The following is a 22,537-nucleotide window of genomic DNA, read 5'->3' as shown; positions in this document are numbered from 1 at the left end:
CCAAATAAAATTATTTTCTAATTAATTTTTTAATATTTTTAATATTTTTATTTATTTTTATTTATTTTTATTTTTTAAAATTCATCATTTCGTTTTTTGTACGAATTTAAACAAATTAAACCTGCGAAACTACCTGCTCCAAACCCATTATCTAAATTAACAACTGCAATGCCTGGACTACATGAATGTAACATTGTTAAAAGGGGCGTATACTTCATACCATAACCTACAGAAGTAGGCACTGCGATAACTGGTACATCCACTAATGACGATACCACAGAGGGCAAAGCTCCTTCCATACCTGCTATAGCTATTATACAGTCTACTTCTTTTTCAATCATTAATTTTAATGGCTTTAAAAGTCTATGTATGCCTGCAACACCCACGTCATACATTTGAATTACTTCGCAATTCATCAACTCTACGGTTATTTTTGCTTCTTCAGCTACCGGAATATCTGAAGTACCGCCTGCCAATATACCTACTTTTCCCATTTTTGGCATATTTTGCATTTTTTCGGCGTAATCTTTGTTTATCAAATAAATATATCTTGCACGTCTATTTATTATAATTTCACAGTTTTCTAATTCATTTTCATTTTCATTATTATGATTATGAGTATATTGTTTGGATAATTCATTTTCTATCATTTCTTTTATTTTATCCAAATTCTCCGGATTCTTAATATCTTCTTTTTTTAACCTAGTTGCAAAAGCATAGTTATTTTTTAAATACATTTTTACAAGAAAACTGATAGTATCTTCAATATCTTTACCTTCCGCGTAGATTACTTCGGGAACTCCGGTTCGATATCTCCTATTCGTGTCTAAATTAGTTATTCTTAGGCCGTCAGTCCCATCTAAAATATCCTCAATATAGGATAGTTTTAAAAGTTTTTCAACCTCTTTTTCTGTTATTTTACCATCTTTGTATTTCTGTAAAATATTTTTGAATTCCAAATCCATAATATCCCCATATTGAAAATTGAATAGCCATTAGTTAATATTTATATAATTTTGATTTTATTTTATATTATTTTATATTATTTTATCTTATTTTATATTATTTTATCTTATTTTATATTATGGCTCTAATTAGCTCTATTTTTCATTTTGAAATAATTTAACTAATTATAAATAGTTTAAACCACAATATAATTACTATAAAATGCTTGCTATAAATTTTAATTTTAATTTTTATTTTACAAAGTAAAAATTTAATGCCTGTTATAATGTATAACTATATTTCAATAATATAATAATATAATAATATAATAATATAATAATTTACTATGTGGTAATTATGTTAAAAAAGTATTTTAAATTAACTATACCGTTAATAATTTTGTTAGTTATTATTGCTTTTGGAGCCAAAATATTTGGAGAATGGTCCTATAGCGATAAGTACGATGATGTTAAAGATAAAATAAACAATACTACAACCGAAGCCAATAAATACATAGATATAGCCAATAAAACCTATGAACTATCCAAAAAAACTATGGATTCAGCAGGTAATATGTCAAATACTAAAAATATGACTAATGCAATTGCAAATGTTACAGATACAGTTGCTAAATCTGGCGATATTCTTAATACGGTTGATGATGAGTTAAGCAGTATCGATGCTCAAATGGATAAAATGTTAGAGGTTAGTAATGCCGTTAAAGAAGGTAAAGACGTTAAATCTATAGATAATAGCTATTTGGAGTCTAATGTTAATACCAATAATGATAACACAGACCTTACGACTAATAACAATTATGACGCTAATTCAGGCTATAATACCAATACAGTAGATAGTGAAAATGATAATAAAGGCTTAGAAACTAGTACGAGTCCTTATACCAGTGATGGAAATAGTGCGTCAACTAGTGAAGAGGAAGTATCCAAAATAAACGATTCTAAAGGTACATACTATAATTATAATGAAGAAATTGTAGAAACTATCAACTTCTAAAAATAAATAAAATAATAAATAAAATAATAAATAAAATAATATTAAAAAATAAAAAAATAAATTTAGTTATATAATTATTTATACATTATTCTTCGTCTTCTTTTTCAAGCTTTTCAGCTAATTTCTTTTTTTGTCTTTTTTTGTAGAAATAGTAACCTGCAATCAATATTATTAAGCCGATTATTACTCCGAAAATCATAGTATTTGAATCTTCAGACTTTTTAGCAGGTATATCCACAGTAAACTCTTTATTTACGGTATATTCTTTATGGTAACTATCAAAATACGTAATTTCAAGGTTTACAGGTAATTTTCCGCCAGCTCCAGAATTAAAGGACTCTATTTCAAAGATACCACTATCCGAATCATCACCCTCTAAATCCCCAATATATGAGATATATTCTTTGGATAAATTTGGACTTGTCAACTTCATTACACAATAACTTAAATCTGCTGAACCTCGATTTGCTAATGCAAAAGAGAGTTCATATCCTGTTGTAATTGATTTAATTTCCTCTACATAAATATAAGGTTGATTATCATAAATTACGTCTTTTACTTCAAGATTTACAGGCATTTTTGCAGTGTAACTTGCTCCATCCTCACCTATCCACGTTAAAGTTGCGTCTATCGGGTAAACACCAGGTTTTGATTCGGGAACGGAATTTGCACTAATTTTTATATTATTGGAACCTGAAGCTTTCAAAAGTCCGATGTAATGTGTTGTAGGCCCTACAATATTCACGTTTTCAGAGCCTGCGAATGAAATTGAAAGATATTTTGCGTTTCCAGTACCTTTATTATGGATATTTAAAGATATTGCTTTAGTTTCGGACGGTTCTATTTCACTTTCACCGTATAAACCCATTTCAAACTTTGCTAATCCATAAATTGGCAAATAGTAAGTCTTACCCATTTCTTGGGTTGATTCGTAGTCTTCATCATACCTAATTGCTTTTACATTTAAAATTATAGGATATTCCCCCGAAGGTGCGTTTTCATCTACGTGTACTTTGAAATGTACTACGTCGGATTCTCCTTCGTTTAAATGAGATAAGGTAGCTTTTCCAATTACTGAATTTACTTGTTTAGTTTCAAAAGGGTATTTGGGAGTTAACTCGACCTCTATATTTTTTAATTCTTTATCCGTATTGTCGTTTGTTATTTTAATCCATATGTCCACGTCATCCCCCGGATGTATAATTTTAGGATTTGAGGTATTGAATGTATTAGTATCTACGGTGTATTGTGGGTTATCCACTTGTAAAGCACTAGATGGATTTATAGATAGTAATAATATCATTAATGAGATTAATATAAATAATAAATTTAAAGATGAAGAATTATTTGATTTATTCTTGGAATTAGTATTCGATTTATTCTTTGGTTTATTATTCGATTGTTCTTTGATTTTTTGAAATTTTATGTTTGTTTTTAACATACTTTCACTCATTTAAATTTTTGAAACTTTAAATTTATAATTTTACCATACGCTATTTTATTTTTAAACAATTAGTTTATTAACCTAAATTTTCTATACACTATTAATTTATAGAACATCATATATTAATATTACAATTTTATCATTTGTGAAAATTATATAAGCTACATAATTCATAATTGTATATGTCGATTTAAAATACCTAAATTTGATATTGGAATTATTTATACAGTATAGCTTGGTGGCTTTATGAAATTGAAAGATGTTATTTATTTCTCTGGGCGTAACATAATTCAAAAGAAAACCCAGAGCCTTTTAACGATTATTGGTATTGTTATCGGGATAATGGCAATTGTTAGCTTAATATCTCTAGGTTATGGTGTTCAAAGCTACATACAAGATAGTATTACTAGTGTAGGTGCGAACATAGTATCCGTTTATTCTAAAGGTCTAGGGGCAACTGGCACAGTTGTTGAATTTGATAAAAATGATGTAAAAGTTGTAGAGAGAGTTCGGGGCGTAGACTCGGTGATGTATGGCTCGCTGAAAGGGGCGAATGTAGAATTTAAAAAAGGAGAGGAGCAATTTTTAACCATTAATGGTGTTGACCCTTCCAAATATACAACAATATATTCCGAAGCCCTGAATTACAATTTAGAAAGTGGTAGATGGTTAAAAGATGGTGACAAATCCGTCTGTATCATAGGCAATGGGGTAGCTTATGACGTTTACGAAAGAGATGTTAAAGTAGGGGACAAATTGATAATATCCGACAAAAAATACAAAGTAGTCGGGATATTAGAAGAGGTAGGCGACCCAGGAGAAGCTAAAACTATTGTAATACCTAGAGAATCTAGCGAATTGTTTGATTCTGATAAATATCAATACATGATAGCTTATGTAAAAGATGTTGATGAAGTAGAACGAATAGCTGAAGATATGAGAAAAGACTTAGAAGATGAAAGAAATGAAGATGATTTTCAAGTATATACTGCTCAAAATATTGCCGAACAAGTTTCTAACATTTTTGGAGTCTTTACAATGTTTTTAGTCGGTGTAGCGAGCATATCTTTAATTGTGGGTGCAGTGGGTATTTCCAACACCATGCATATGAGTATATTGGAACGTAGAAAAGACATAGGTATATTAAAAGCCATAGGTGCCGAAAACAGTACTATATTGAAAATATTCGTTGTAGAAGCCGGTTTCCTTGGATTAGTTGGTGGAATAGCCGGTACAGTACTAGGAATTATTATTGCGAAGATTGCAGAGTATATTGCGTCAGGTGCTGGTTATGGATATATAAAAGCTTGGATAACTCCCGAATTAATACTTAGCGTTCTTGCATTCTCATTCGTTGTAGGAGTACTAAGTGGATACTTCCCATCAAGAAGTGGTGCTAAATTAGACCCTATTGAAACCTTACGTGGAGATTAAGAATTTAGTTATACATTATTTAAAATATAATAATAAATTCACTATTTTTTTATTTTTATTATTATTTAGTTTAGTATATTTTATTATATTTTATTATACTTTAGTATACTTTAGTATACTTTATTATATTGTACTATTATTTTTATATTACATTATTTTCAATCAAAACATATTAAATGTATTAAATTCAAAATAATATATATGCGATAAATGTATTAAATCTAATTAGGGTATAAAATTTTAAAGTGGGATTATGGAAAGCGATACAATAGAAAAGGAAACTAACAAAGAGCAGGGCTTAAAAAATAACTTCAATAATAGTCAGCACGATGGCGAACTATATACTGAAAGAGAATATTGCAAAAAAATATTGGATGTTTCATATAACCCTTATGAAGGCTTCCATCCTGCTACTGAAAAAGATGACGAAGGGAAAAAAGTTTTTATCGATGCCAAAAAAATCTGTAGAATATTTGGTACGGACGTTAAAACAAAAGTTTTAGATGATGTTAACCTTAAGATATACGAAAAAGAATTTGTAATGATATTGGGACCTAGTGGGTGTGGTAAAACAACTCTAATGAACATACTTGGATTATTAGATACACCTTCTTCGGGCAAATTATATATTAGCAATAACTTAACTGTGAATATGGCAGAAAGTGAAAGAGCCGTATTTAGACGTAAAATAGGCGGTTTTATATTCCAACAGTTCCATTTGATAAACACTTTGACCGCTTTACAGAATGTAGAGTTACCAATGGTATTGGATAATTTGGAAACAGATACTAGAACGCAAAGAGCTATGAAACTATTGAATTTAGTAGGTTTAAAAGGGAAAGAAAATAATAGACCGTCTCAATTATCCGGTGGACAACAACAAAGAGTTGCAATAGCTAGGGCTTTATCTAATAAACCCAAAATATTATTTGCAGATGAGCCTACGGGTAATTTAGATAGTGTAAGTGGTAAACAAGTTATGAAACTTATAAAAGAGTTACACGACCAAGGTATAACCATTATTATGGTTACACACGATAGTACACTTTTAAAATATGCTACAAAAGTTATTAGAATGAAAGATGGACAAATAGAACAATTATTACAGAGAGACGAATAAAAATAAAAAATATTTTATAAAATAAAGATAAAAATAAAGATAAAAATAAAAAATAAATTATTTTAATTTAAATTTTTTAATTTTTTAACACGTAAGGTCATTATGTTCTACGGATAAGTAAAGCTGTCCTTTAGGTTTGTTACTTACAAAGTCACCAATGTATTTATAATAAGTACCTTTTATTGGCGTTCCTTCATCTTTTTTAGTTAATTTAATAACTGGGTCTTCAACAATTCCTTCATATTCGAAAGATGGCAATTTGGATTTTAAAGGACCGTTAATTACGATAGCTCCTTTTAACATTTCTCCACCGGCTCTTCCTTCAACTTCTCCGTTGATTATAATAATTCCACCGTTTTGGTGAACACCAGGCATAATTTTACAATTTCCATTCACTACGATTAAGCCTTTTTTCATGTATTCGCCGATTTCGGTTCCTGCATTTCCGTTGATGGTAATTTTACCGCCACTCATTCCTCTCCAGTCTCCTCTGTAAGCTGAACCTACGTAATCTTTTGCGTCACCGTTGATTATAACTTCTCCACCTTTTAAGTTTTGAGCAACCCAACATTCCGCATTACCGTTAACAGTAATTTTACCGCTCTTCATTTCAGCTCCTACGTACATTCCAGCGTCACCGTTTACAACGATTTCCCCAGCTTCCATTTTTTCGCCGATTCTCTTTAATTTCATTGAAGAATCATTGATTGTAACTTTTGGAGTGGTTATAGCTTCATTTTCATTAACATTTACATTAAACAACTCCTCTACGGAAATTTTTTTATTTCCCTGAGGTAATTCAATCTTTTTGATTTCTTCAACACTCATTTCCTGGAGTTTAACAGGTAATAAACTGTCTAATTCTACAGGTACGTCAATATCTTTTTTAACTGTAAATACAATTTCTTTCATTATTTCACCCGTTATTTGGTGATTATTTAATAATTCGAATATATTATACATTATATATTAAAAAATAAATTAGAAATTTTAATAATTTTATTCTTATTTTTAATTTAATTTAATTTTTTAATGTTAATTATTTTATTTGATTTCTGTAGCATCGATGTTTATAGGCTCCCATTGATTAGCGTAAGCTTCTTGAACTGGGTAGTTTTCGATGTTAACCGAGTAGTATTTCTTAAATCTTGGTTCTAAATCCTTCATTAATTCAGCTTCTAATTCTTCATTTATTTTAGCATCTACGTAGATTGTATTACCAAATACTTCCTTAACCACGTTTCCGTCTTTAACCACTATGTCACCGTTTTTAAATACGTAATTTGCTTCAAGGAATGCTTTTTCAATCTTTTTACCGCTTTTCTCTTCTGGGTCAATGTCATAGATTGCTAAGTCTGCTCTTGCACCTAAACCTAAATGTCCCCTATCGTCACTTAAACCGAGTACTTTTGAGGTGTTAGCTCTTGTAATTTTGGCTATTTCGTACATAGTGTACTCTCTATCTGTATCGGTTATGTGGCTTTTTTGAGCCGCCCATTTGTGAACTCTGTTTTCAATCCAGTCTTTTCTGTATTCTTCACTGATTAACCAGGCGATAACTCTTGGGTACCTAATGAATGGTCCTGCGTTAGGGTGGTCAGTTGTTAAAATAACTTTATCGGAATTAGCGTGTAAGAATAAATCTAAACCGATAGCCCATTGTAATGAATAAACAGGTCCTTTTGGCGAGTAGATGAAAGGAACTACACCGGAACCAGTTTCGAGCTCAACGTCACAGTTTGCCCATTTTAAACCATTGGTCATGTGCAAATCGTATTCCATTGGCCCATCTGCGGTCATTGTGGTTGTTTCGTCGAGTGTAATTTGTCCAATATCGACCATTAAGTGGTCATGCTTGTTTACATATTCCGCTACTTCTACACCTTTACTTACACAGTCTTTCCAGCTTGTACCGCCGTAAGAGTGGAATTGTACGTGCGTATTGTAGTAAACGGTATCTCTTTTACCGTGTTTAGGTTTTGCTTTAATATCTTTTACACAATCCATCGTATCGAGGGTAGTTTCCCAGTTTCCAGGGTGACCTAAGTTATTAGGGTGCACGTGGATTGAGTGTGGAAGACCTAACATTTCGTTTACTTGTGCTAAACCTCTTACAACGTCTCTTGGTGTGATTCCAAAGTAAGGGATTTCGTCATCTAAACCGTGAACGTTTTTACCCCAACCCCAGGCTTCAGTTCCTCCAGGGTTAACGATTTTAATTGCAAATCCTCTTGTAGCTTTTAAAAGCCAAGCTACGTAAGCAGCACACATATTTAAATCGCCGTTTTTTAAGTACTCTAAAACCATCCAGTTGTTACCGAATAGAGGCATAGCTGCTTTATCAATTTGAGGTAAGTCAACAAACTCTTCGTGAGTGTGTCTTGCAATTAATGGAGGCATAGCTGCTTCAATAACTGTTGTATAACCCATACCTGAGTATTGATATCCTGTTTTGTATGTTGAAGGCACTGAGAATCCTGAGCCTTTTCTTAAGCCCTCTTTATGCCATACGTCTTTTTTACTGTCTTCAGGTCTTAATGTCCTACCTGTATTTACCTTAGCTCCTGCAATGTGACTGTGTGAGTCAACACCACCAGGCATTATGATTTTATTATTTGCATCAAGTACAATAGCGTTGTTGGAAACTTTTTCCACAACTCTACCATCTTTGATACAGATATCCATTTTTTCGCCATCTACTTTATTTGTAGGGTCGTATACGGTACCATTTTTAATAATGTATTCCATGAAATCACCCTTGAATATTTTTATAATATTCAAATTTATTGTATTTATTGCATTTCTTAATATTTTGAATATTTTGAATACTTTGATTATAGATGTAATTAATAATTTAAGGTCATTTAGTTGATATCTTTTTGAATTGTTTGATTTTTATAGTCAATTAATGATATGTTACTTTTTAATGAAACTTTTTAATGAAACTACTGTACTTTATTAACTACTTATTAACTAATTATTAATTAATTATCGAATAACTATCAAATAATTATTAACTAATTATCAAAATTTATTCGAGGTATGATTGTCTCATCAATTCAGTCATTATTAAAACTTTTTTATCGGTTTTTTCAACATCTACCGCAATAGGTCCTTTGTATGATGGCATTGCCGTACTTTCTGTATCTGGTAGTACAATTCTATTTGCCCAAGGTCCCATTGGTATAAATATCATTCCTGCAGGGGCTTCTTCTTTGGTTGTTATTACACTTACTACAACGTTACCATATTCTGATGTAACTTCAATAGTGTCACCGTCTCTAACACCTAATTTTAGCATATCACCAGCATTCATGTAGCAAACTGCCGCAGCATTTTTGTAAAGTTCCAAATTTTTGCCTGCTTCTATGGCTTCACCTTGCCATATGGTTCTACCCGTATTTAGCATGAATTTCATATCATCACCTATTCGGCTAATATCCGTTACTCATTAACCAAATTTTTTATGATTAGTATTTTATTAGGATTATTATTATTATTATTATTATTATTATTTTAAGCTTAAATCTTATTTAATAAAGTTTTAGTTGAATTAGTTTTACTTATTTTTGATATTTTAAGGATTATGAAATATGTTAATAATTAATTTATGAATTACACCGCTATAATTCAAAAATTAAATTTTTATTTTATTAACTTATTTTAGTTAGTTATTGATTAATTGTTAATTATTTATTTTTTAATAATTTCAAGTTCTATTGCATCAACAGGGCAAGCTTCAATACAAGCACCGCAACCACCGCATAATTCAGGTTTTAAAACGGTTACTACCCCATTTTCAATTCTCATTATCAATTTTTCATCACTACTTGGACCTTTGCCACCGAATACATCAGCGTCTTGTGCGTTTACAGGGCAAGCTACAACACAGTTTCCACAACCGTGGCATCTTTCAGGGTACACTTTAAGACTGTACATTTAATCACCTTTATGTATTACGTATATTTTAGGGTGTATGACTACCCATACTTGTTTATTCTCTTAAATCTGAATAATCAAATAAATTAGTTTAACATGTTAGTTAAAAGCTTTATTTTATCAAATTATTTTACTAATTTTGAGAATGCTTTTTCCCAAGCTGGTGCTTTTGCATCAGTCATGTTTATTTTTGTTCTCTTAACATCCAATGCACTTACTGGACAAGCGTGTGTACAAGCTCCACATAATACACATACATCTTGGTTAACTTCAACTCTTGGAGGAATTTCTCCTTGCTTGTCTGATTTAGGGAATACTAAAGCGTTACATGGACATACTGATATACATGCACCACAAGCGTTACAAGCTTTTTCGTTAACAATTAATTCTCCTTCGAAAGGCTTTTGAACTTCGATAGCGTCTTTTGGACAGATGTTAGCACACCATCCACAAGTTACACATAAATCTTTATCGATGTTCGTTTGTCCTTTGATTTCTTTATAGATTTCTGGTTTTGGGATTCTGTTTGCTAATGGACACTTGTAACAGATTGCTTCGATAGCATTGTGTGGACAAGCTTTTTCACATACTTTACAGTATACACAAGCGTCAGTATCTACAACGATTTCTTTGTATGGTTTTAAGGTTTTTGAGTTTAAATCGTTTGGTATTAATTTAATAGCGTCTGCAGGACAGTATTCTGCGCAGATACCACATAATACACACTTATCATTAAAGCTAATTTCACCTAAAACGAGTGTTTTTCTTTCAGGAAGTTCTCTTTCAACTTCGATAGCACATTGTGGACATACGATTTCACATTGTTCGCATAATACACACTTGTCTTGGTTTAATTTGATGTCTCTTTTTATTTTTGGGTATTGTTCCATTTCTTTAATTGATTTGCCGTTGATTGACAAGTTCATTGCATCAAATGGACAAGCACAAGCACACATACCACATAATACACATTTTTCAGAGATATCTAATTTATCAGCTTCGATGTCTCCTTTGAAGATAGCACCTAAAGGTCCCATATCTATAGCTTTTGTTGGGCAAATTTCGCTACAAATTCCGCAACCAACACAAACACAATCTTCCCATTTTAAGATTCTGCTTTCAACGCCCTCTCTTTTGATTTGGATGACGCCGTCATTTTGGTCTTTAATAACATTTTTCATTATATGCCTCCATCCATATGTATAACTACAACGAATAAGTATTACGAATTGTTAACTAACGGTATTTTACATAGTTTATACGTATTTAGCTAATTTATCATAATAAAAATATTAAAATTGTATTTTGTGGGTTATATGATTATAAAGATATTTTATTGATATTCGGATATTGGTATTTTATTGGTATTTTATTGGTATTTTATTAATATTTGATGTCATAAAAAATATTAATAATGCAAATTTTAAAAATATATTAATTTACCGTAGTAATATTGGTCAACAGTTATGATATATCCATGAATTTATATACGTATATATAAATTATTTAATTTTAATTCAGATGATAATCTCATAATAATATTTATGAATTATTTAGATATTAATCTTTACGATTAATAGTTAGGTATCTACAATCTTACAACATATTTACCATAATTGATATAATCCATATAAATTATATCTCAAAACAAATCAATCACGAACTATATGACTATTCAAAATCTTGGGAAATTAACTCAAATTTTGGTTCTCCCGTACTTTTGAACCGTATTGCTGAAACAGGGCATTCATCAATACAATCGCCACACAAAACGCATGCTTCGTGGTCTATAGAAATACCGATATTATCGTTAGTGCTTACTGCGTCATAAGGACACTCTAAACACTTTCCGCAACCAATACAAGCATTTGATTTGTAGATAATAGCAATATTGTACAAAGAATTGATTAATTTCTTAGTAAGTTGTTTATTATCACTCAATGAACTTATTATGGGTATGCTTAACTCCATTGGTAATTTAACAATCTTTTCAGAAACTTCAATTACTTTCTTGGAGGGATACCTACCATGCAAATAATGGGAAACGATTGAGCGATCCATATCAAGATAGTCGGCAATTTCACGTTGTAATTTACCTTCTTTTCTTAAATTTAGCGCTACTATCGATTTAATCCCTGACAATATATGTTCTGGCATACTTTCATCTCGTGTGAGTCATATACATATAGTACCGTACACTATATAAATAATTCTTCTAAATTCAAGTCGAAAACTATATATATGAGTATGAGGTAGGCTAACATTATTTTTAAGCGTTCTTAAAAATAAAATTTTTAAAATAAAAAGATTTTAAGAGTATTAATGAAATTTAAGAGTGATTAACGCTTATTATAATGTTAATACATAATGGTTACATCATTCAATAAAATTGCAAGTAATTTATTATAAAATTCTATGAAAATTTTGGTAAACTTAATAAAAAAAATATAATTTTAAACATGTGTGAGTTAACCTAACATAAATAACCTAATATAAAAAAGTTATAATTTAAGATTAATTTTAAAGTTATAGATTTAATTACATATTCTCCAATAAATCAGGTAGTTCCGAAAGACTATTTATTGAATAATTCGCACTAGTTTCTTTTATATCGCTGTATTTACCCTGGTATATTCTAACGGTTTTCATACCCAAAGATTTAGCAGGTATTATGTCTCTATCCTCCCTATCTCCAATATAAACAACTTCTTCAGGTTTTAAATTCATTTTAGATAGTCCGTGTTCGAAAAATTCAGGATAAGGTTTTCCAAGTCCGAATTCTTCTGAAGTTATAACTTCGTCAAAAAATGGACAAATTGACAATCTTATCAATTTTTCCCATTGTTTTAAGGTGACTCCATCAGTTAATATGCCCAATTTTAAACCCTTGCTCTTTAATTTAATTAAAGAACTTATTGTATCCGGAAATGGTCGCAATAATGAAAACTTAACATTGTGATAGGTGATAATTCCTGTAGCAATTATTTTTGGGTCATGGTCTCCTTTTAAAGCCTTTACCAAGTCATTGAAGTGCATACTATAATTAGAACCTTTTTGTAATATTATACGATTAAGAACTTTTTCAGCTTCTTCTTCTGAATTATGTAATCCTGCGTCCATCATTGCTTTTAAAGCTTCTTTCCGTGCCCTTCGAGCGAATTCTGAAGAATTATAAAGCGTGTCGTCAAGGTCAAATAATACACCTTTTATCACATTTTCACCAAGGCATCAGATTTTGATTTGATTCTTTTTTATTTATTTTATTATTATTATTTTATTATTATTTTATTATTTATTTATTCTTTTTTTAATTTATAGTATTTCTTATTTCTAATCTTTTAATTATATTTCCTTTTTATTATTGAGTAGTTTTAACCTTATTTTGTACCATCTTAAAAATACCAACAAAGTCATCTTCGGTACTAATTGGAACTACGATTAATCCTAAATCCTTATGTCTTTCAACCCATTCGTCATCATAAGCCGGTACATCAATCTTAACTGGCTCATCTAATGGGTTTCCGACTATAACATTTTGATAAGGGAAAGCTTCAGCTTCACCTTCTTCGTAAGGTTGTACTGTTTCTCTAATGTAGCCCCCTAAGGACATTGTTAATTTGGGCAATAATACCATTTTAGGCATTTTTCCACCTTCTAATCTATTAATAAGTCTTTTTAATTTTTTAATTTTAAATTAAGTAATTAGGGATATGTAGTTAAGAATATTTAATTACAATATGTACTTATGAATATATAAAATACAGAATATAATAATAAGTATAAACTATGATTATAAAATACTATAGAATACTATAGAATACTATAAAATATTATAGAATATTATAGAATATTATAGAATATTATAGGATAATTATAAACTTGTTATCCATATTATCTAACATTAATATAGTGGTAATTTATATTTTTATATAATATTTATAGATTTAGGTAATTCATTTTAAGAAAAATAAAAATTAGAATTATTAAAATATGGAATATAATATTATTATTATTATTATTATTATTATTATTTGCGTTACTAAAACTATTAAAAAGGTGAATTTATGAATATTTTAATATTATTGGGTTGTCCGGAGCCTCCATTATTAATCCCCTCATTTATGTTCTTATTAAATTTACTAAAAAGCAAGGGTCATCAAGTTTATGTTGCAGGAAACCCCTCTGCATTAAAATTAATTGAATCTGCAGACCCTGAACATTATTATCTTAAAAACGTAGGTTTTCAACCTATTGATAATGGTTTAAAGGATAAATTTGACGTAGATTATATATTTGGACTAACACATAATGATGCAGGTGTTAACTATATCGTAACCTATAAAATGGTTTATAACAAGGAAACATCAGCATTAATATTCGGTACTGGAGATTTAGGTGGATTAACCCAAATTTTAGATGAAAATGGCATTGAAAACAAGTCTATACGTGCTTACCATAATCCAACACCTATAAACGTTATTTTAAAAAGAATATTTAAAGAATTTTAATAATAAAAAATAAAAAATAAAATAATAAATTATTAACTTATTTTTTATTTATTAAATTAGTTTTTTTCCAATTTTATTTCGTAATCATGGATTACAGGATTTGCCAATAATTTATTGCACATTTCAGTTAATCTTTCCATTGCTTTTTCTTCATTTTCTGCTTCAAACTCTAATTCAATACTTTTAAATGATTTAACGTCGCTTACTTCGTTAAAACCTAAAAAGTTTAATGCTTTTAATATTGTTTGTCCTTCAGGGTTTAAAACTCCTTTTTTTAATTTAACAGTAATTTCAGCTTTATACAAAGTATCACCTTTTATTAGTAGTATTTTTTCTTTTTTTCGTTTTTCTTTTCTTTTCTTTTTACGAAATTATATCAAATTATAGGGTATTTATTCTAAATATTAGTATATTATTCTAATAATCCCATTCTTTTAGCAACTACTTCGTATTTTTCGAGAACATTTCCTAAATCTTTTCTAAATACGTCTTTATCCATTACGTCGTTTGTTTCTTTGTCCCATAATCTCATCGTATCAGGGCTTATTTCATCAGCCACAATTAATTTACCATCGTTTGTAAGACCGATTTCAATTTTGTAATCTACTAATTTAATACCAATGTTATCAAAGTATTTAACTAAAACGTCATTTACTTTTAAACCGATTTCTTTAATCTCATCCAATTGCTCGAGTGTAGCAATTTCGAGAGCTAAAGCGATATCGTAGTTTAACATAGGGTCGCCGTATTCGTCATTTTTGTAGTCAAATTGAACTATAGGGGTTTTCAACTCTTTTCCTTCTTCGAATGGGTATCTCCTGCATAAACTACCTGCGGTTATGTTTCTAACGATTACTTCGATAGGTACAATTTTAACGTTTTTAGCGATTGTAGTTGTAGGCTCAATGTATTCGATAAAATGTGTTGGAATTCCTGCTTTTTCGAGTACTCTGAATAATTCTGCTGAAATTAAAGCGTTTAAATATCCTTTTCCGCTTTTTACATCGTGTTTTGCACCATTTCCTGCGGTTATGTCGTCCCTAAATTCAACTAAAACGGTTTCGTTGTCAATTTCATAAATGGATTTAGCTTTTCCTGTGTATAATGGTTGTTTTGATTTTATTTGCTCTAAATCGTAAGATGTCATTTTTTCACCAGCATATTTTAATTATTATTTTAATTATTGTTATTTTTATGATTATAATTGTAATTTGTATTTTTAGTATAATTATTTTAATTGTAGTGTGGTATGTATTATAATTTGATTATTTAATTGTAAGTTATAATATGGTATCCATTTTTAATATTTAAACCTAATTAAGGATAGATATAAATAGCTACTCGAGATTAGAAATGCTTACTAATATTGGCATTTTTAATAATAAATTTGTTACTGCCGACCGCCCATCGACAACGTATGTTGGCGAGCTATAAACCATCAGGTTTATTTAAAGGCAGTTGGGCAAGTTGGGCGTTAAGATATAAATTTATATATTATGAATTATTAGTTAAAATGTACTTAGATTATATAATCATACTATTGATTTTAAATCATTAAACTTAGAATAATTAAAAGGCATTAAGGTGTTATTATGGAAAACGTTGTTATAACCGTTATTGGATTGGATAAACCAGGGATTGTTGCAGGAATTACAAAAATTATTGCAGATAGTAACTCAAACATTGTGGATATAAAACAAACTATTATGCAAGATTTATTTACCATGATTATGATGATTGATATTGAAAACTCAAACAAACAATTGCCAGAACTTAAAGAAGAATTGGAGAAATTAGGTGCTGAAATTAACGTTAAAATTACCATTCAACACGAAAATATCTTCAAATACATGCACAGACTTTAAATAACTTTTTTTCTCATTTTTAAGTATTTTTTATATTATTATTTTATATTTTAGTTTATTTTTAGTTTATTTTTAGTTTATTTTTATTTTTCAATTTTTAATAACCTCTACATATTAATATAAATTATATATAATATGATAAAATATGATAAATAAAAATTAATTTAATCAATAATCAAATAAAACTGGGCGATTTTATGATATGGAACAAAACCATTGAATGTAGAGATAGGGAAGAAATGCGAGAACTACAAAGTAAAAGACTTTGTGAAACTGTTAATCGTGTTTACTACAACGTACCATTTTACAGAAATAAGATGCAAGAGTTGGGCGTATATCCTGAAGATATTGAAGGTATCGACGATATAGTAAAATTACCATTCACTACAAAACAGGATTTAAGAGATAACTACCCATTCGGGATATTTGCGAGTCCTATGCAAGATATAGTGAGAGTTCACGCATCCTCGGGTACCACTGGTAAACCTACAGTAGTTGGATATACCCGTAAGGATATTACTACCTGGTCAGAGATTGTCGCAAGAACATTAAACTTTGCAGGCGTGTCTAAAGATGATTTCATACAAATTGCATACGGATACGGTCTCTTTACGGGCGGTTTAGGTTTACATTATGGTGGTGAAAGGCTTGGAGCTACCGTTGTACCGATATCTGGTGGAAACACAGAAAAACAGATACAATTAATGCAAGACTTTAAAACGAGCGTAATTGCTTGTACTCCGTCTTACGCTCTTTATTTAGCTGAAGCTATGCAAGAACGTGGTGTTGACCCTAAAAGCTTAAATTTAAAAGTAGGTATTTTTGGAGCTGAACCTTGGACTGAAGCTATGCGTGAAAATATTGAAGAAAGCTTTGGTATTAAAGCATACGATATATACGGTTTAAGCGAAATTATGGGCCCTGGTGTGGCTTGTGAATGTGAAGCTAAAGCTGGTTTACACATAAATGAAGACCACTTCATACCAGAAATTATTGACCCAAATACACTTGAACAATTACCCGAAGGTCAAAAGGGTGAATTAGTATTTACCACAGTTACAAAAGAAGGCTTACCACTCTTAAGATACAGAACTAGAGACTTAACGAGTCTTAATTATGAAAAATGTGAATGTGGTAGAACCTTAGTAAGGATGAATAAATGTACTGGTAGAAGTGATGATATGCTCATTATTAGGGGTGTTAATGTATTCCCATCCCAAATTGAGAGTGCTTTACTTAAAATTAACGAAGTTTTACCTCATTACATGCTTGAAGTGGATAGAATCAACAATTTGGACGTTTTAAGCGTACTCGTTGAAGTTGACCCTGTATTCTTCTCAGATAAAATTAAGGAACTTGAAAAATTAAATAAAAGAATTAAAAAAGCAATTGTTGACGTAATTGGAATTAATGCAAATGTAAAATTGGTAGAACCTAAAACATTAGGTAGAACCGAAGGAAAATCAAAAAGAGTAGTCGATAAAAGAATTATTCAATAAATAGCTAAGTATTGATAATTAATTATTATTTCTTATTTTTTATAGGATATAAATCGAATATTGCATATACTAAAAAATATAAAATAAAATTAGGTAAAAATATAATTAAATAGCAAAATATATTAAATTATACGAATAAAATATTAAATAATTACTTAATGGTGAGTTTTATGATTGCTAAACAATTGTCTGTATTTTTAGAAAATAAATCCGGTAGATTATACGAAGTTATGGAAATTTTAGAAAAGGAAAATATTAATATCGTAGCTTTAAGCGTTGCAGATACTACAGAGTACGGAATATTAAGAATGGTAGTTTCAGACCCTGAAAAGGCCTTAAAAGCACTCAAAGACAATTTATTTTCAGTTGGTTTAACAGATATTGTATGTATCTGCATACCTAATGAAGTTGGTTCTTTTTCAAAAGCTTCTAAGTATCTTTCTGAAGAAGAAATTAGCATTGAGTACATGTATGCTTTTGCATTAAACGACAAAGCTTTAGCTGTTTTAAGAACTGAAAACAACGAAAAATGTATTGAAGTACTTACTAACAAAGGAATAGAAGTTGTAAGTGCCGATAAGTTGAAAAAAATCTAATTGAAAATTAGTCTCTTTATTTTTTTATTATCTTATTTTTATTATCTTATTTTTATTTTTTAAGTTTAATATAATCAATAAAATTAACTGTAATAATCATATGTATATAGTTTATATTGATATAGTATTAAATATGATATAAAATAATTATTTCAACTTACAGTTTATTAAATTATATATATTGATTATAATAATTATGCGTGATAATAATGTTACAAGAAATCAAAGCACTAATTGCATTTATGACAAAAATACCTGTAGCAAATGTAACGTGCGGTTTTGAAGACATGGCCAAATATTTCTGGTTTATGCCTCTTATCGGTACATTAATAGGGCTTTTTGGAGCTTTAATAGCTTATGGACTTTATAGTATCGAATTTTCTGCTCCTTTACTCGTAGGTAGTATAGTACTTTGCACACTTTTATATATGCAAGGATTCCACCACGTTGACGGATTAGGCGATTACGGGGACGCTTGGATGGTAATGGGCAATAAAAGGAAAAAATTAGAAGTAATGAAAGATGTAAACATTGGTATTGGCGGGATAATGTTTTTATTATTTATCGAATTTGCATCAGTGTTTGCACTAGCACATTTATATGGTAGCGTTTCAATTTTTGAGTTTATGAAATACATCATACTTGTAGAAACTTGCTCGAGACTTGTATTATTAGCTTGTGCTACTTGTGGTATTCCTGCTACAGAAGGTACTGGACGGTATTTGGTTAAGAAATCTAACGAAATGTTCTTATTAATTGGAATATTGACTCCTTTATTGATTGGTTACTTGTTAGGCGTATTTAAAATAGCCATAATGCTTGCCACAATCTCTGCATTCTTTGGAATGTACTTTGCTTGGAAATCAAACAAAACACTCGGATGTGTTACAGGCGATATATTGGGAGCTTCTGCGGAAATGGGTAGAGCTTTACTTTTAGTTTTAATTATAGCTTTAGCCCCTGCTGTAAAATATGGTATACTTAATATATAATTAGTAATTAATAATTAATAATAAAATAATATAATAAAATATTAATTAAAAAATTATCTTAGTGGTAGTATGTCAAAAATAATCGAAAATGGCGTAGTTGAAAAAAGAAAAATGGAATTAATAGGTTTAGAAATCCCCTTGATTAAAGGTGGCGAAGATTTAGCAGAAATTATCGCAGAATATCCTTTAGAAAATAATGATATAATTGTAATTGCTGAAACGGTTGTTGCAAAGTCTGAAAACAATGTTGTAAACAAAAAAGACGTTGTAGTGTCTGAAATAGCAAAAGAAATTGCCAAAAAACTTGAAAAAGACCCTGAAGTAGTTCAGATAATATTGAATGAAGCGAATGAAGTTGTAAAATTAGGGGATAAGTTTATAATAACAGAAACGAAACACGGATTCGTTTGTGCAAATAGTGGTGTAGATGAGAGTAATTCTAAAGACTTAGTTAAGCCACTCCCTCAAAACCCAGACCTTAGCGCTGAAAAGATAATGGAAAGAATTAAAGAGTTAAAGGATGTAGATGTTGGCGTTATTATTAACGATAGCATGGGTAGACCATTTAGAAACGGTTCTTGCGGTGTTGCAATTGGTGTAAGTGGTGTTTGCGCCTTATGGGATAGGAAAGGTGAAAAAGACTTATTTGGTCGTGAGTTAAAAACTACTGAAGTAGGAATTGCTGACGAACTAGCTGCGGCTGCTTCTGTTGTTATGGGGCAATCCAATGAAGGAATACCTGTAGTTATTATTAAAAATGCACCTATTCCATTACAAAAAGGTACTGGTAAAGATTTAATTAGAAAAAAAGAATTTGACGTATTTAGATAAGTTATTGGTAAATATATACCTAAATAATTATTTCTTTTATTTTATATTTGTAGTTGGTAAATTTAAAATATATAGTTTATATATTATTGAAGATATTAGTATGTTATAAATTAAATTATAATTTTATCGATTATCGTGATTAATATGTCAAAAAACGAAAATAACCCCAAATTAAAAAATAATAACGGAAATGCCAAGAAAAAAGTTGCACTAACTGCAGGTACTTTTGATTTACTGCATCCAGGACACTTTAACACACTTGACTTTGCCAAAAAACACGCTGATGAATTAGTCGTTGTAATTGCTAGAGATGAAACCGTTAAACGTATCAAAGGAAGAAAACCGGTTATTCCTGAAGAACAACGAAAAATGATGATAGAAACACTTAAACCAGTTGACAAAGCTATATTGGGTAGCTTAACAGATAAATTAGAACCTATATTAAATATAAAACCCGATATAATTGTATTAGGTCCTGACCAAACCACATATCAGCTTGAAGAATTGAAAAGCCAACTTTTAGAAAGGGGCTTTGAAACTGAAATAATCAAAGTTGAAGAATATGTAGAATGCCCTTTCCATAGCTCTTATGACATACTAAAGGAAATTGTCAAAAGATGGTGCAACAAGGAAATTGAATTAAAATAATCAATTGAAACTGTAATTAAATATATTGATTATTATTTAACTAAATAAGCTCGACGATAAATCATAATAAAAACTAATTTATATAATAAGGTAAATATAATTAATCGGGCTGATTGACATAATGTAAATTCCATATGAATAATAAATAGATATAAATCATATAAATATACTAATATCCTATATAATTAGGATAATTACTTATCGTCACATAAATCCAAACGATATTTATATTTATTACTATTTCGGGACAATTAAATATCTACTAATAGTTACATTCATCTATTAGTAAGTGTATATCATACAACTCTTTAAATATGATAATGACATTAATAATAATTTAGACAAGTTTTATATTTACAATGAAATTGTGTGCAATGATGAGTGCCGACTTCGCGGAGAGCTAAGCTCGATGAAGACAACGGGGACGACTGAGCACATCTTTTTATTGATTTAATGGACTAAATATGCTATTTTAAAAAGATTAAACAATATATCTCTAAAAAGTTTTAAAAATTTAAAAGTTATATATTTATATATTTAAATCTAAAATTTAAAATAAGAAATAAGAAATAAAATAAAATAAAATAAAATAAAATATTAAAAAAAGAGTTAAATATTATATGTTATTTTTTATTAATTCCTTCTTCACACAACGATTTTAAGTATTCCTTAAATCCAGGAATGTTTTCAAGTCCTAATTCTACATTAGCTTCTAACCAACCTTTTATATCTCCAATATCATATCTTTTGTAATTTAACTCGATTCCTATGATTTTTTCTTCGTTTAATAATGTTTTCATCGCGTCTGTTAGCTGAATTTCGTTTCCGCGCCCTGGTTCTGTATTTTTAATATGCTCAAATATCTTTGGAGACAATAAATAAGCTCCGGTGATAATTAAGTTTGAAGGAGCCTCAGAAACAGGCGGTTTTTCCACCAAATCGTGAATATTGTAAATACCCTCTTCGATTTGTTCGCCTGCTATGACCCCATATTTTGAAACGTCTTCCATTGGTACTCGTTCAAGTGCAATTACTGAGCAACCGTATTTTTCATGTGCGTTCATTAATTCCTTTGCAACATTTTTGGAGTATATTGTATCCCCCACCATTAAAATAGAGTACTCGTCACCTACAAACTCACTACCGCAACCAATTGCGTGCCCTAAACCTAGTTGTTTCCCTTGTCTTGTGTAGTATATTGTTGCTAAATTGTTAATATCACTTATTGCCTTTAAAGCGTCACATTTTGCATCTTTCTTCAAACGTTCTTCAAGTTCGAAATTCTTATCAAAATGGTTTTCGATTGCATATTTTCCTTTTCCGGTAACAATCATAACATCTGAGATACCCGCTTCTGCTAAATCCTCGATTACATATTGAATTATGGGTTTACCCAGTACGGGGAGCATTTCTTTAGGTTGAGCCTTTGTAATTGGTAATAATCTTGTACCAAAACCTGCTGCCGGAATTATTGCTTTTTTAACCATTTTTTCCCTCTTTCTCGTCGCTTTATATGTCTTATCTAGATTTTTATCTAGATTTTTATCTAGATTCTTGTATAAATTTTCCTATATTTCATAGGTATATCCATAGTTATTTGACATATGTGTTATTTACACTAATATAGATTATTTATTATATATTAATATATAATTTAAAATTAATATATAAAGTAGTGCAATATAAATTTATAAAATAACGG

General features: G+C 29.8%; 23 protein-coding genes. 10 read left to right on the top strand and 13 right to left on the bottom strand.

The window, feature by feature from the left end; all coding sequences use genetic code 11:
• Positions 1-74: 74 nt before the first annotated feature.
• Positions 75-965 (bottom strand): nickel pincer cofactor biosynthesis protein LarB, encoded by an 891-nt coding sequence (gene larB / locus M2325_RS02575; RefSeq protein ID WP_209631548.1) that lies wholly within the window; start codon positions 963-965, stop codon positions 75-77.
• Between the two features lie 337 nt (positions 966-1,302).
• Between larB and M2325_RS02570 the strand changes: the two genes are divergently transcribed.
• Positions 1,303-1,959, top strand: a complete 657-nt coding sequence (locus M2325_RS02570) for a hypothetical protein (RefSeq protein WP_259050719.1) — start codon at positions 1,303-1,305, stop codon at positions 1,957-1,959.
• A gap of 85 nt (positions 1,960-2,044) precedes the next feature.
• Here M2325_RS02570 and M2325_RS02565 read toward each other — a convergent pair whose 3' ends face one another.
• Positions 2,045-3,400 carry a COG1361 S-layer family protein gene (locus M2325_RS02565; protein ID WP_259050718.1) on the bottom strand — a complete coding sequence of 452 codons (1,356 nt, stop codon included), beginning with the start codon at positions 3,398-3,400 and terminating at the stop codon, positions 2,045-2,047.
• Between the two features lie 249 nt (positions 3,401-3,649).
• Between M2325_RS02565 and M2325_RS02560 the strand changes: the two genes are divergently transcribed.
• Positions 3,650-4,837, top strand: coding sequence for an ABC transporter permease (locus M2325_RS02560; protein ID WP_209590571.1), 1,188 nt, complete (start codon positions 3,650-3,652; stop codon positions 4,835-4,837).
• 445 nt (positions 4,838-5,282) lie between these two features.
• A complete protein-coding gene (locus tag M2325_RS02555; RefSeq protein ID WP_209590823.1) occupies positions 5,283-5,957 on the top strand; it encodes an ABC transporter ATP-binding protein in 675 nt (224 codons plus the stop codon).
• Positions 5,958-6,041: 84 nt separating this feature from the next.
• Here M2325_RS02555 and fwdC read toward each other — a convergent pair whose 3' ends face one another.
• The 8 genes from fwdC to M2325_RS02515 all read right to left on the bottom strand — a co-directional run bounded on the left by fwdC (position 6,042) and on the right by M2325_RS02515 (position 13,539).
• Entirely contained in the window at positions 6,042-6,869 is an 828-nt protein-coding gene (gene fwdC / locus M2325_RS02550) for a tungsten-dependent formylmethanofuran dehydrogenase subunit FwdC (protein WP_209590570.1), read from the bottom strand.
• A gap of 132 nt (positions 6,870-7,001) precedes the next feature.
• Complete coding sequence (gene fwdA, locus M2325_RS02545; RefSeq protein ID WP_209590569.1) at positions 7,002-8,705, bottom strand: tungsten-dependent formylmethanofuran dehydrogenase subunit FwdA; 1,704 nt, start codon at positions 8,703-8,705, stop codon at positions 7,002-7,004.
• 283 nt (positions 8,706-8,988) lie between these two features.
• Complete coding sequence (gene fwdD, locus M2325_RS02540; protein ID WP_209631550.1) at positions 8,989-9,375, bottom strand: tungsten-dependent formylmethanofuran dehydrogenase subunit FwdD; 387 nt, start codon at positions 9,373-9,375, stop codon at positions 8,989-8,991.
• 275 nt (positions 9,376-9,650) lie between these two features.
• Entirely contained in the window at positions 9,651-9,896 is a 246-nt protein-coding gene (locus M2325_RS02535; RefSeq protein WP_013180263.1) for a 4Fe-4S binding protein, read from the bottom strand.
• 125 nt (positions 9,897-10,021) lie between these two features.
• On the bottom strand, positions 10,022-11,077 hold the full coding sequence (fwdF, locus tag M2325_RS02530) for a tungsten-dependent formylmethanofuran dehydrogenase subunit FwdF (protein ID WP_209590567.1): 1,056 nt from the start codon (positions 11,075-11,077) through the stop codon (positions 10,022-10,024).
• Positions 11,078-11,567: 490 nt separating this feature from the next.
• Positions 11,568-12,053, bottom strand: a complete 486-nt coding sequence (locus tag M2325_RS02525) for a 4Fe-4S dicluster domain-containing protein (protein WP_209590566.1) — start codon at positions 12,051-12,053, stop codon at positions 11,568-11,570.
• Between the two features lie 381 nt (positions 12,054-12,434).
• A complete protein-coding gene (locus M2325_RS02520; RefSeq protein ID WP_209631551.1) occupies positions 12,435-13,109 on the bottom strand; it encodes a TIGR02253 family HAD-type hydrolase in 675 nt (224 codons plus the stop codon).
• 145 nt (positions 13,110-13,254) lie between these two features.
• Positions 13,255-13,539, bottom strand: a complete 285-nt coding sequence (locus M2325_RS02515; RefSeq protein WP_209590564.1) for an energy-converting hydrogenase B subunit P — start codon at positions 13,537-13,539, stop codon at positions 13,255-13,257.
• Positions 13,540-13,960: 421 nt separating this feature from the next.
• On the opposite strand from M2325_RS02515, the gene M2325_RS02510 reads away from it, so the two are divergent.
• The gene (locus M2325_RS02510; RefSeq protein ID WP_209590563.1) at positions 13,961-14,404 is read left to right on the top strand and encodes a DUF1890 domain-containing protein; all 444 of its coding nucleotides are present in this window, start codon (positions 13,961-13,963) and stop codon (positions 14,402-14,404) included.
• Positions 14,405-14,460: 56 nt separating this feature from the next.
• On the opposite strand, the gene purS is transcribed toward M2325_RS02510, so the two are convergent.
• The gene (purS, locus tag M2325_RS02505) at positions 14,461-14,709 is read right to left on the bottom strand and encodes a phosphoribosylformylglycinamidine synthase subunit PurS (protein WP_209590562.1); all 249 of its coding nucleotides are present in this window, start codon (positions 14,707-14,709) and stop codon (positions 14,461-14,463) included.
• A gap of 107 nt (positions 14,710-14,816) precedes the next feature.
• Complete coding sequence (purC, locus tag M2325_RS02500) at positions 14,817-15,551, bottom strand: phosphoribosylaminoimidazolesuccinocarboxamide synthase (RefSeq protein WP_209590561.1); 735 nt, start codon at positions 15,549-15,551, stop codon at positions 14,817-14,819.
• A 445-nt stretch (positions 15,552-15,996) separates the two neighbouring features.
• On the opposite strand from purC, the gene M2325_RS02495 reads away from it, so the two are divergent.
• The 6 genes from M2325_RS02495 (at position 15,997) to M2325_RS02470 (ending at position 20,835) form a co-directional block, all read left to right on the top strand.
• On the top strand, positions 15,997-16,269 hold the full coding sequence (locus tag M2325_RS02495; protein WP_209590560.1) for an ACT domain-containing protein: 273 nt from the start codon (positions 15,997-15,999) through the stop codon (positions 16,267-16,269).
• Between the two features lie 197 nt (positions 16,270-16,466).
• The gene (locus M2325_RS02490) at positions 16,467-17,768 is read left to right on the top strand and encodes a phenylacetate--CoA ligase family protein (protein ID WP_209590559.1); all 1,302 of its coding nucleotides are present in this window, start codon (positions 16,467-16,469) and stop codon (positions 17,766-17,768) included.
• A gap of 170 nt (positions 17,769-17,938) precedes the next feature.
• Positions 17,939-18,364, top strand: a complete 426-nt coding sequence (locus M2325_RS02485) for an ACT domain-containing protein (protein ID WP_209590558.1) — start codon at positions 17,939-17,941, stop codon at positions 18,362-18,364.
• Positions 18,365-18,573: 209 nt separating this feature from the next.
• Positions 18,574-19,356, top strand: coding sequence for an adenosylcobinamide-GDP ribazoletransferase (cobS, locus tag M2325_RS02480; protein ID WP_209590557.1), 783 nt, complete (start codon positions 18,574-18,576; stop codon positions 19,354-19,356).
• A gap of 69 nt (positions 19,357-19,425) precedes the next feature.
• Positions 19,426-20,187 (top strand): coenzyme F420-0:L-glutamate ligase, encoded by a 762-nt coding sequence (locus tag M2325_RS02475; RefSeq protein WP_209590556.1) that lies wholly within the window; start codon positions 19,426-19,428, stop codon positions 20,185-20,187.
• A 144-nt stretch (positions 20,188-20,331) separates the two neighbouring features.
• Positions 20,332-20,835 carry an FAD synthase family protein gene (locus tag M2325_RS02470; protein ID WP_209631553.1) on the top strand — a complete coding sequence of 168 codons (504 nt, stop codon included), beginning with the start codon at positions 20,332-20,334 and terminating at the stop codon, positions 20,833-20,835.
• Positions 20,836-21,458: 623 nt separating this feature from the next.
• On the opposite strand, the gene galU is transcribed toward M2325_RS02470, so the two are convergent.
• Positions 21,459-22,322 carry a UTP--glucose-1-phosphate uridylyltransferase GalU gene (galU, locus tag M2325_RS02465; protein WP_209590554.1) on the bottom strand — a complete coding sequence of 288 codons (864 nt, stop codon included), beginning with the start codon at positions 22,320-22,322 and terminating at the stop codon, positions 21,459-21,461.
• Positions 22,323-22,537: the final 215 nt, after the last annotated feature.

Origin of the sequence: Methanococcus voltae PS, from assembly GCF_024807035.1 — an archaeon.
GTDB classification, from domain to species: Archaea; AGJL01; Methanococci; order Methanococcales; family Methanococcaceae; genus Methanococcus; species Methanococcus voltae.
The sequence above is the reverse complement of the archived record's forward strand: the minus strand, read 5'-3'. Positions and strand labels throughout refer to the sequence as shown.

Excerpts from the sequence above, each read along its gene's own strand:
- M2325_RS02535 (WP_013180263.1), bottom strand. The coding sequence starts at position 9,896 with ATGTACAGTCTTAAAGTGTACCCTGAAAGATGCCACGGTTGTGGAAAC.
- M2325_RS02495 (WP_209590560.1), top strand. The coding sequence starts at position 15,997 with ATGGAAAACGTTGTTATAACCGTTATTGGATTGGATAAACCAGGGATT.
- M2325_RS02515 (WP_209590564.1), bottom strand. The coding sequence starts at position 13,539 with ATGCCTAAAATGGTATTATTGCCCAAATTAACAATGTCCTTAGGGGGC.
- fwdD (WP_209631550.1), bottom strand. The coding sequence starts at position 9,375 with ATGAAATTCATGCTAAATACGGGTAGAACCATATGGCAAGGTGAAGCC.
- galU (WP_209590554.1), bottom strand. The coding sequence starts at position 22,322 with ATGGTTAAAAAAGCAATAATTCCGGCAGCAGGTTTTGGTACAAGATTA.
- M2325_RS02565 (WP_259050718.1), bottom strand. The coding sequence starts at position 3,400 with ATGTTAAAAACAAACATAAAATTTCAAAAAATCAAAGAACAATCGAAT.
- M2325_RS02510 (WP_209590563.1), top strand. The coding sequence starts at position 13,961 with ATGAATATTTTAATATTATTGGGTTGTCCGGAGCCTCCATTATTAATC.
- M2325_RS02490 (WP_209590559.1), top strand. The coding sequence starts at position 16,467 with ATGATATGGAACAAAACCATTGAATGTAGAGATAGGGAAGAAATGCGA.
- fwdC (WP_209590570.1), bottom strand. The coding sequence starts at position 6,869 with ATGAAAGAAATTGTATTTACAGTTAAAAAAGATATTGACGTACCTGTA.
- larB (WP_209631548.1), bottom strand. The coding sequence starts at position 965 with ATGGATTTGGAATTCAAAAATATTTTACAGAAATACAAAGATGGTAAA.
- fwdA (WP_209590569.1), bottom strand. The coding sequence starts at position 8,705 with ATGGAATACATTATTAAAAATGGTACCGTATACGACCCTACAAATAAA.
- M2325_RS02475 (WP_209590556.1), top strand. The coding sequence starts at position 19,426 with ATGTCAAAAATAATCGAAAATGGCGTAGTTGAAAAAAGAAAAATGGAA.
- M2325_RS02470 (WP_209631553.1), top strand. The coding sequence starts at position 20,332 with ATGTCAAAAAACGAAAATAACCCCAAATTAAAAAATAATAACGGAAAT.
- purC (WP_209590561.1), bottom strand. The coding sequence starts at position 15,551 with ATGACATCTTACGATTTAGAGCAAATAAAATCAAAACAACCATTATAC.
- fwdF (WP_209590567.1), bottom strand. The coding sequence starts at position 11,077 with ATGAAAAATGTTATTAAAGACCAAAATGACGGCGTCATCCAAATCAAA.
- M2325_RS02525 (WP_209590566.1), bottom strand. The coding sequence starts at position 12,053 with ATGCCAGAACATATATTGTCAGGGATTAAATCGATAGTAGCGCTAAAT.
- cobS (WP_209590557.1), top strand. The coding sequence starts at position 18,574 with ATGTTACAAGAAATCAAAGCACTAATTGCATTTATGACAAAAATACCT.
- M2325_RS02485 (WP_209590558.1), top strand. The coding sequence starts at position 17,939 with ATGATTGCTAAACAATTGTCTGTATTTTTAGAAAATAAATCCGGTAGA.
- M2325_RS02570 (WP_259050719.1), top strand. The coding sequence starts at position 1,303 with ATGTTAAAAAAGTATTTTAAATTAACTATACCGTTAATAATTTTGTTA.
- M2325_RS02560 (WP_209590571.1), top strand. The coding sequence starts at position 3,650 with ATGAAATTGAAAGATGTTATTTATTTCTCTGGGCGTAACATAATTCAA.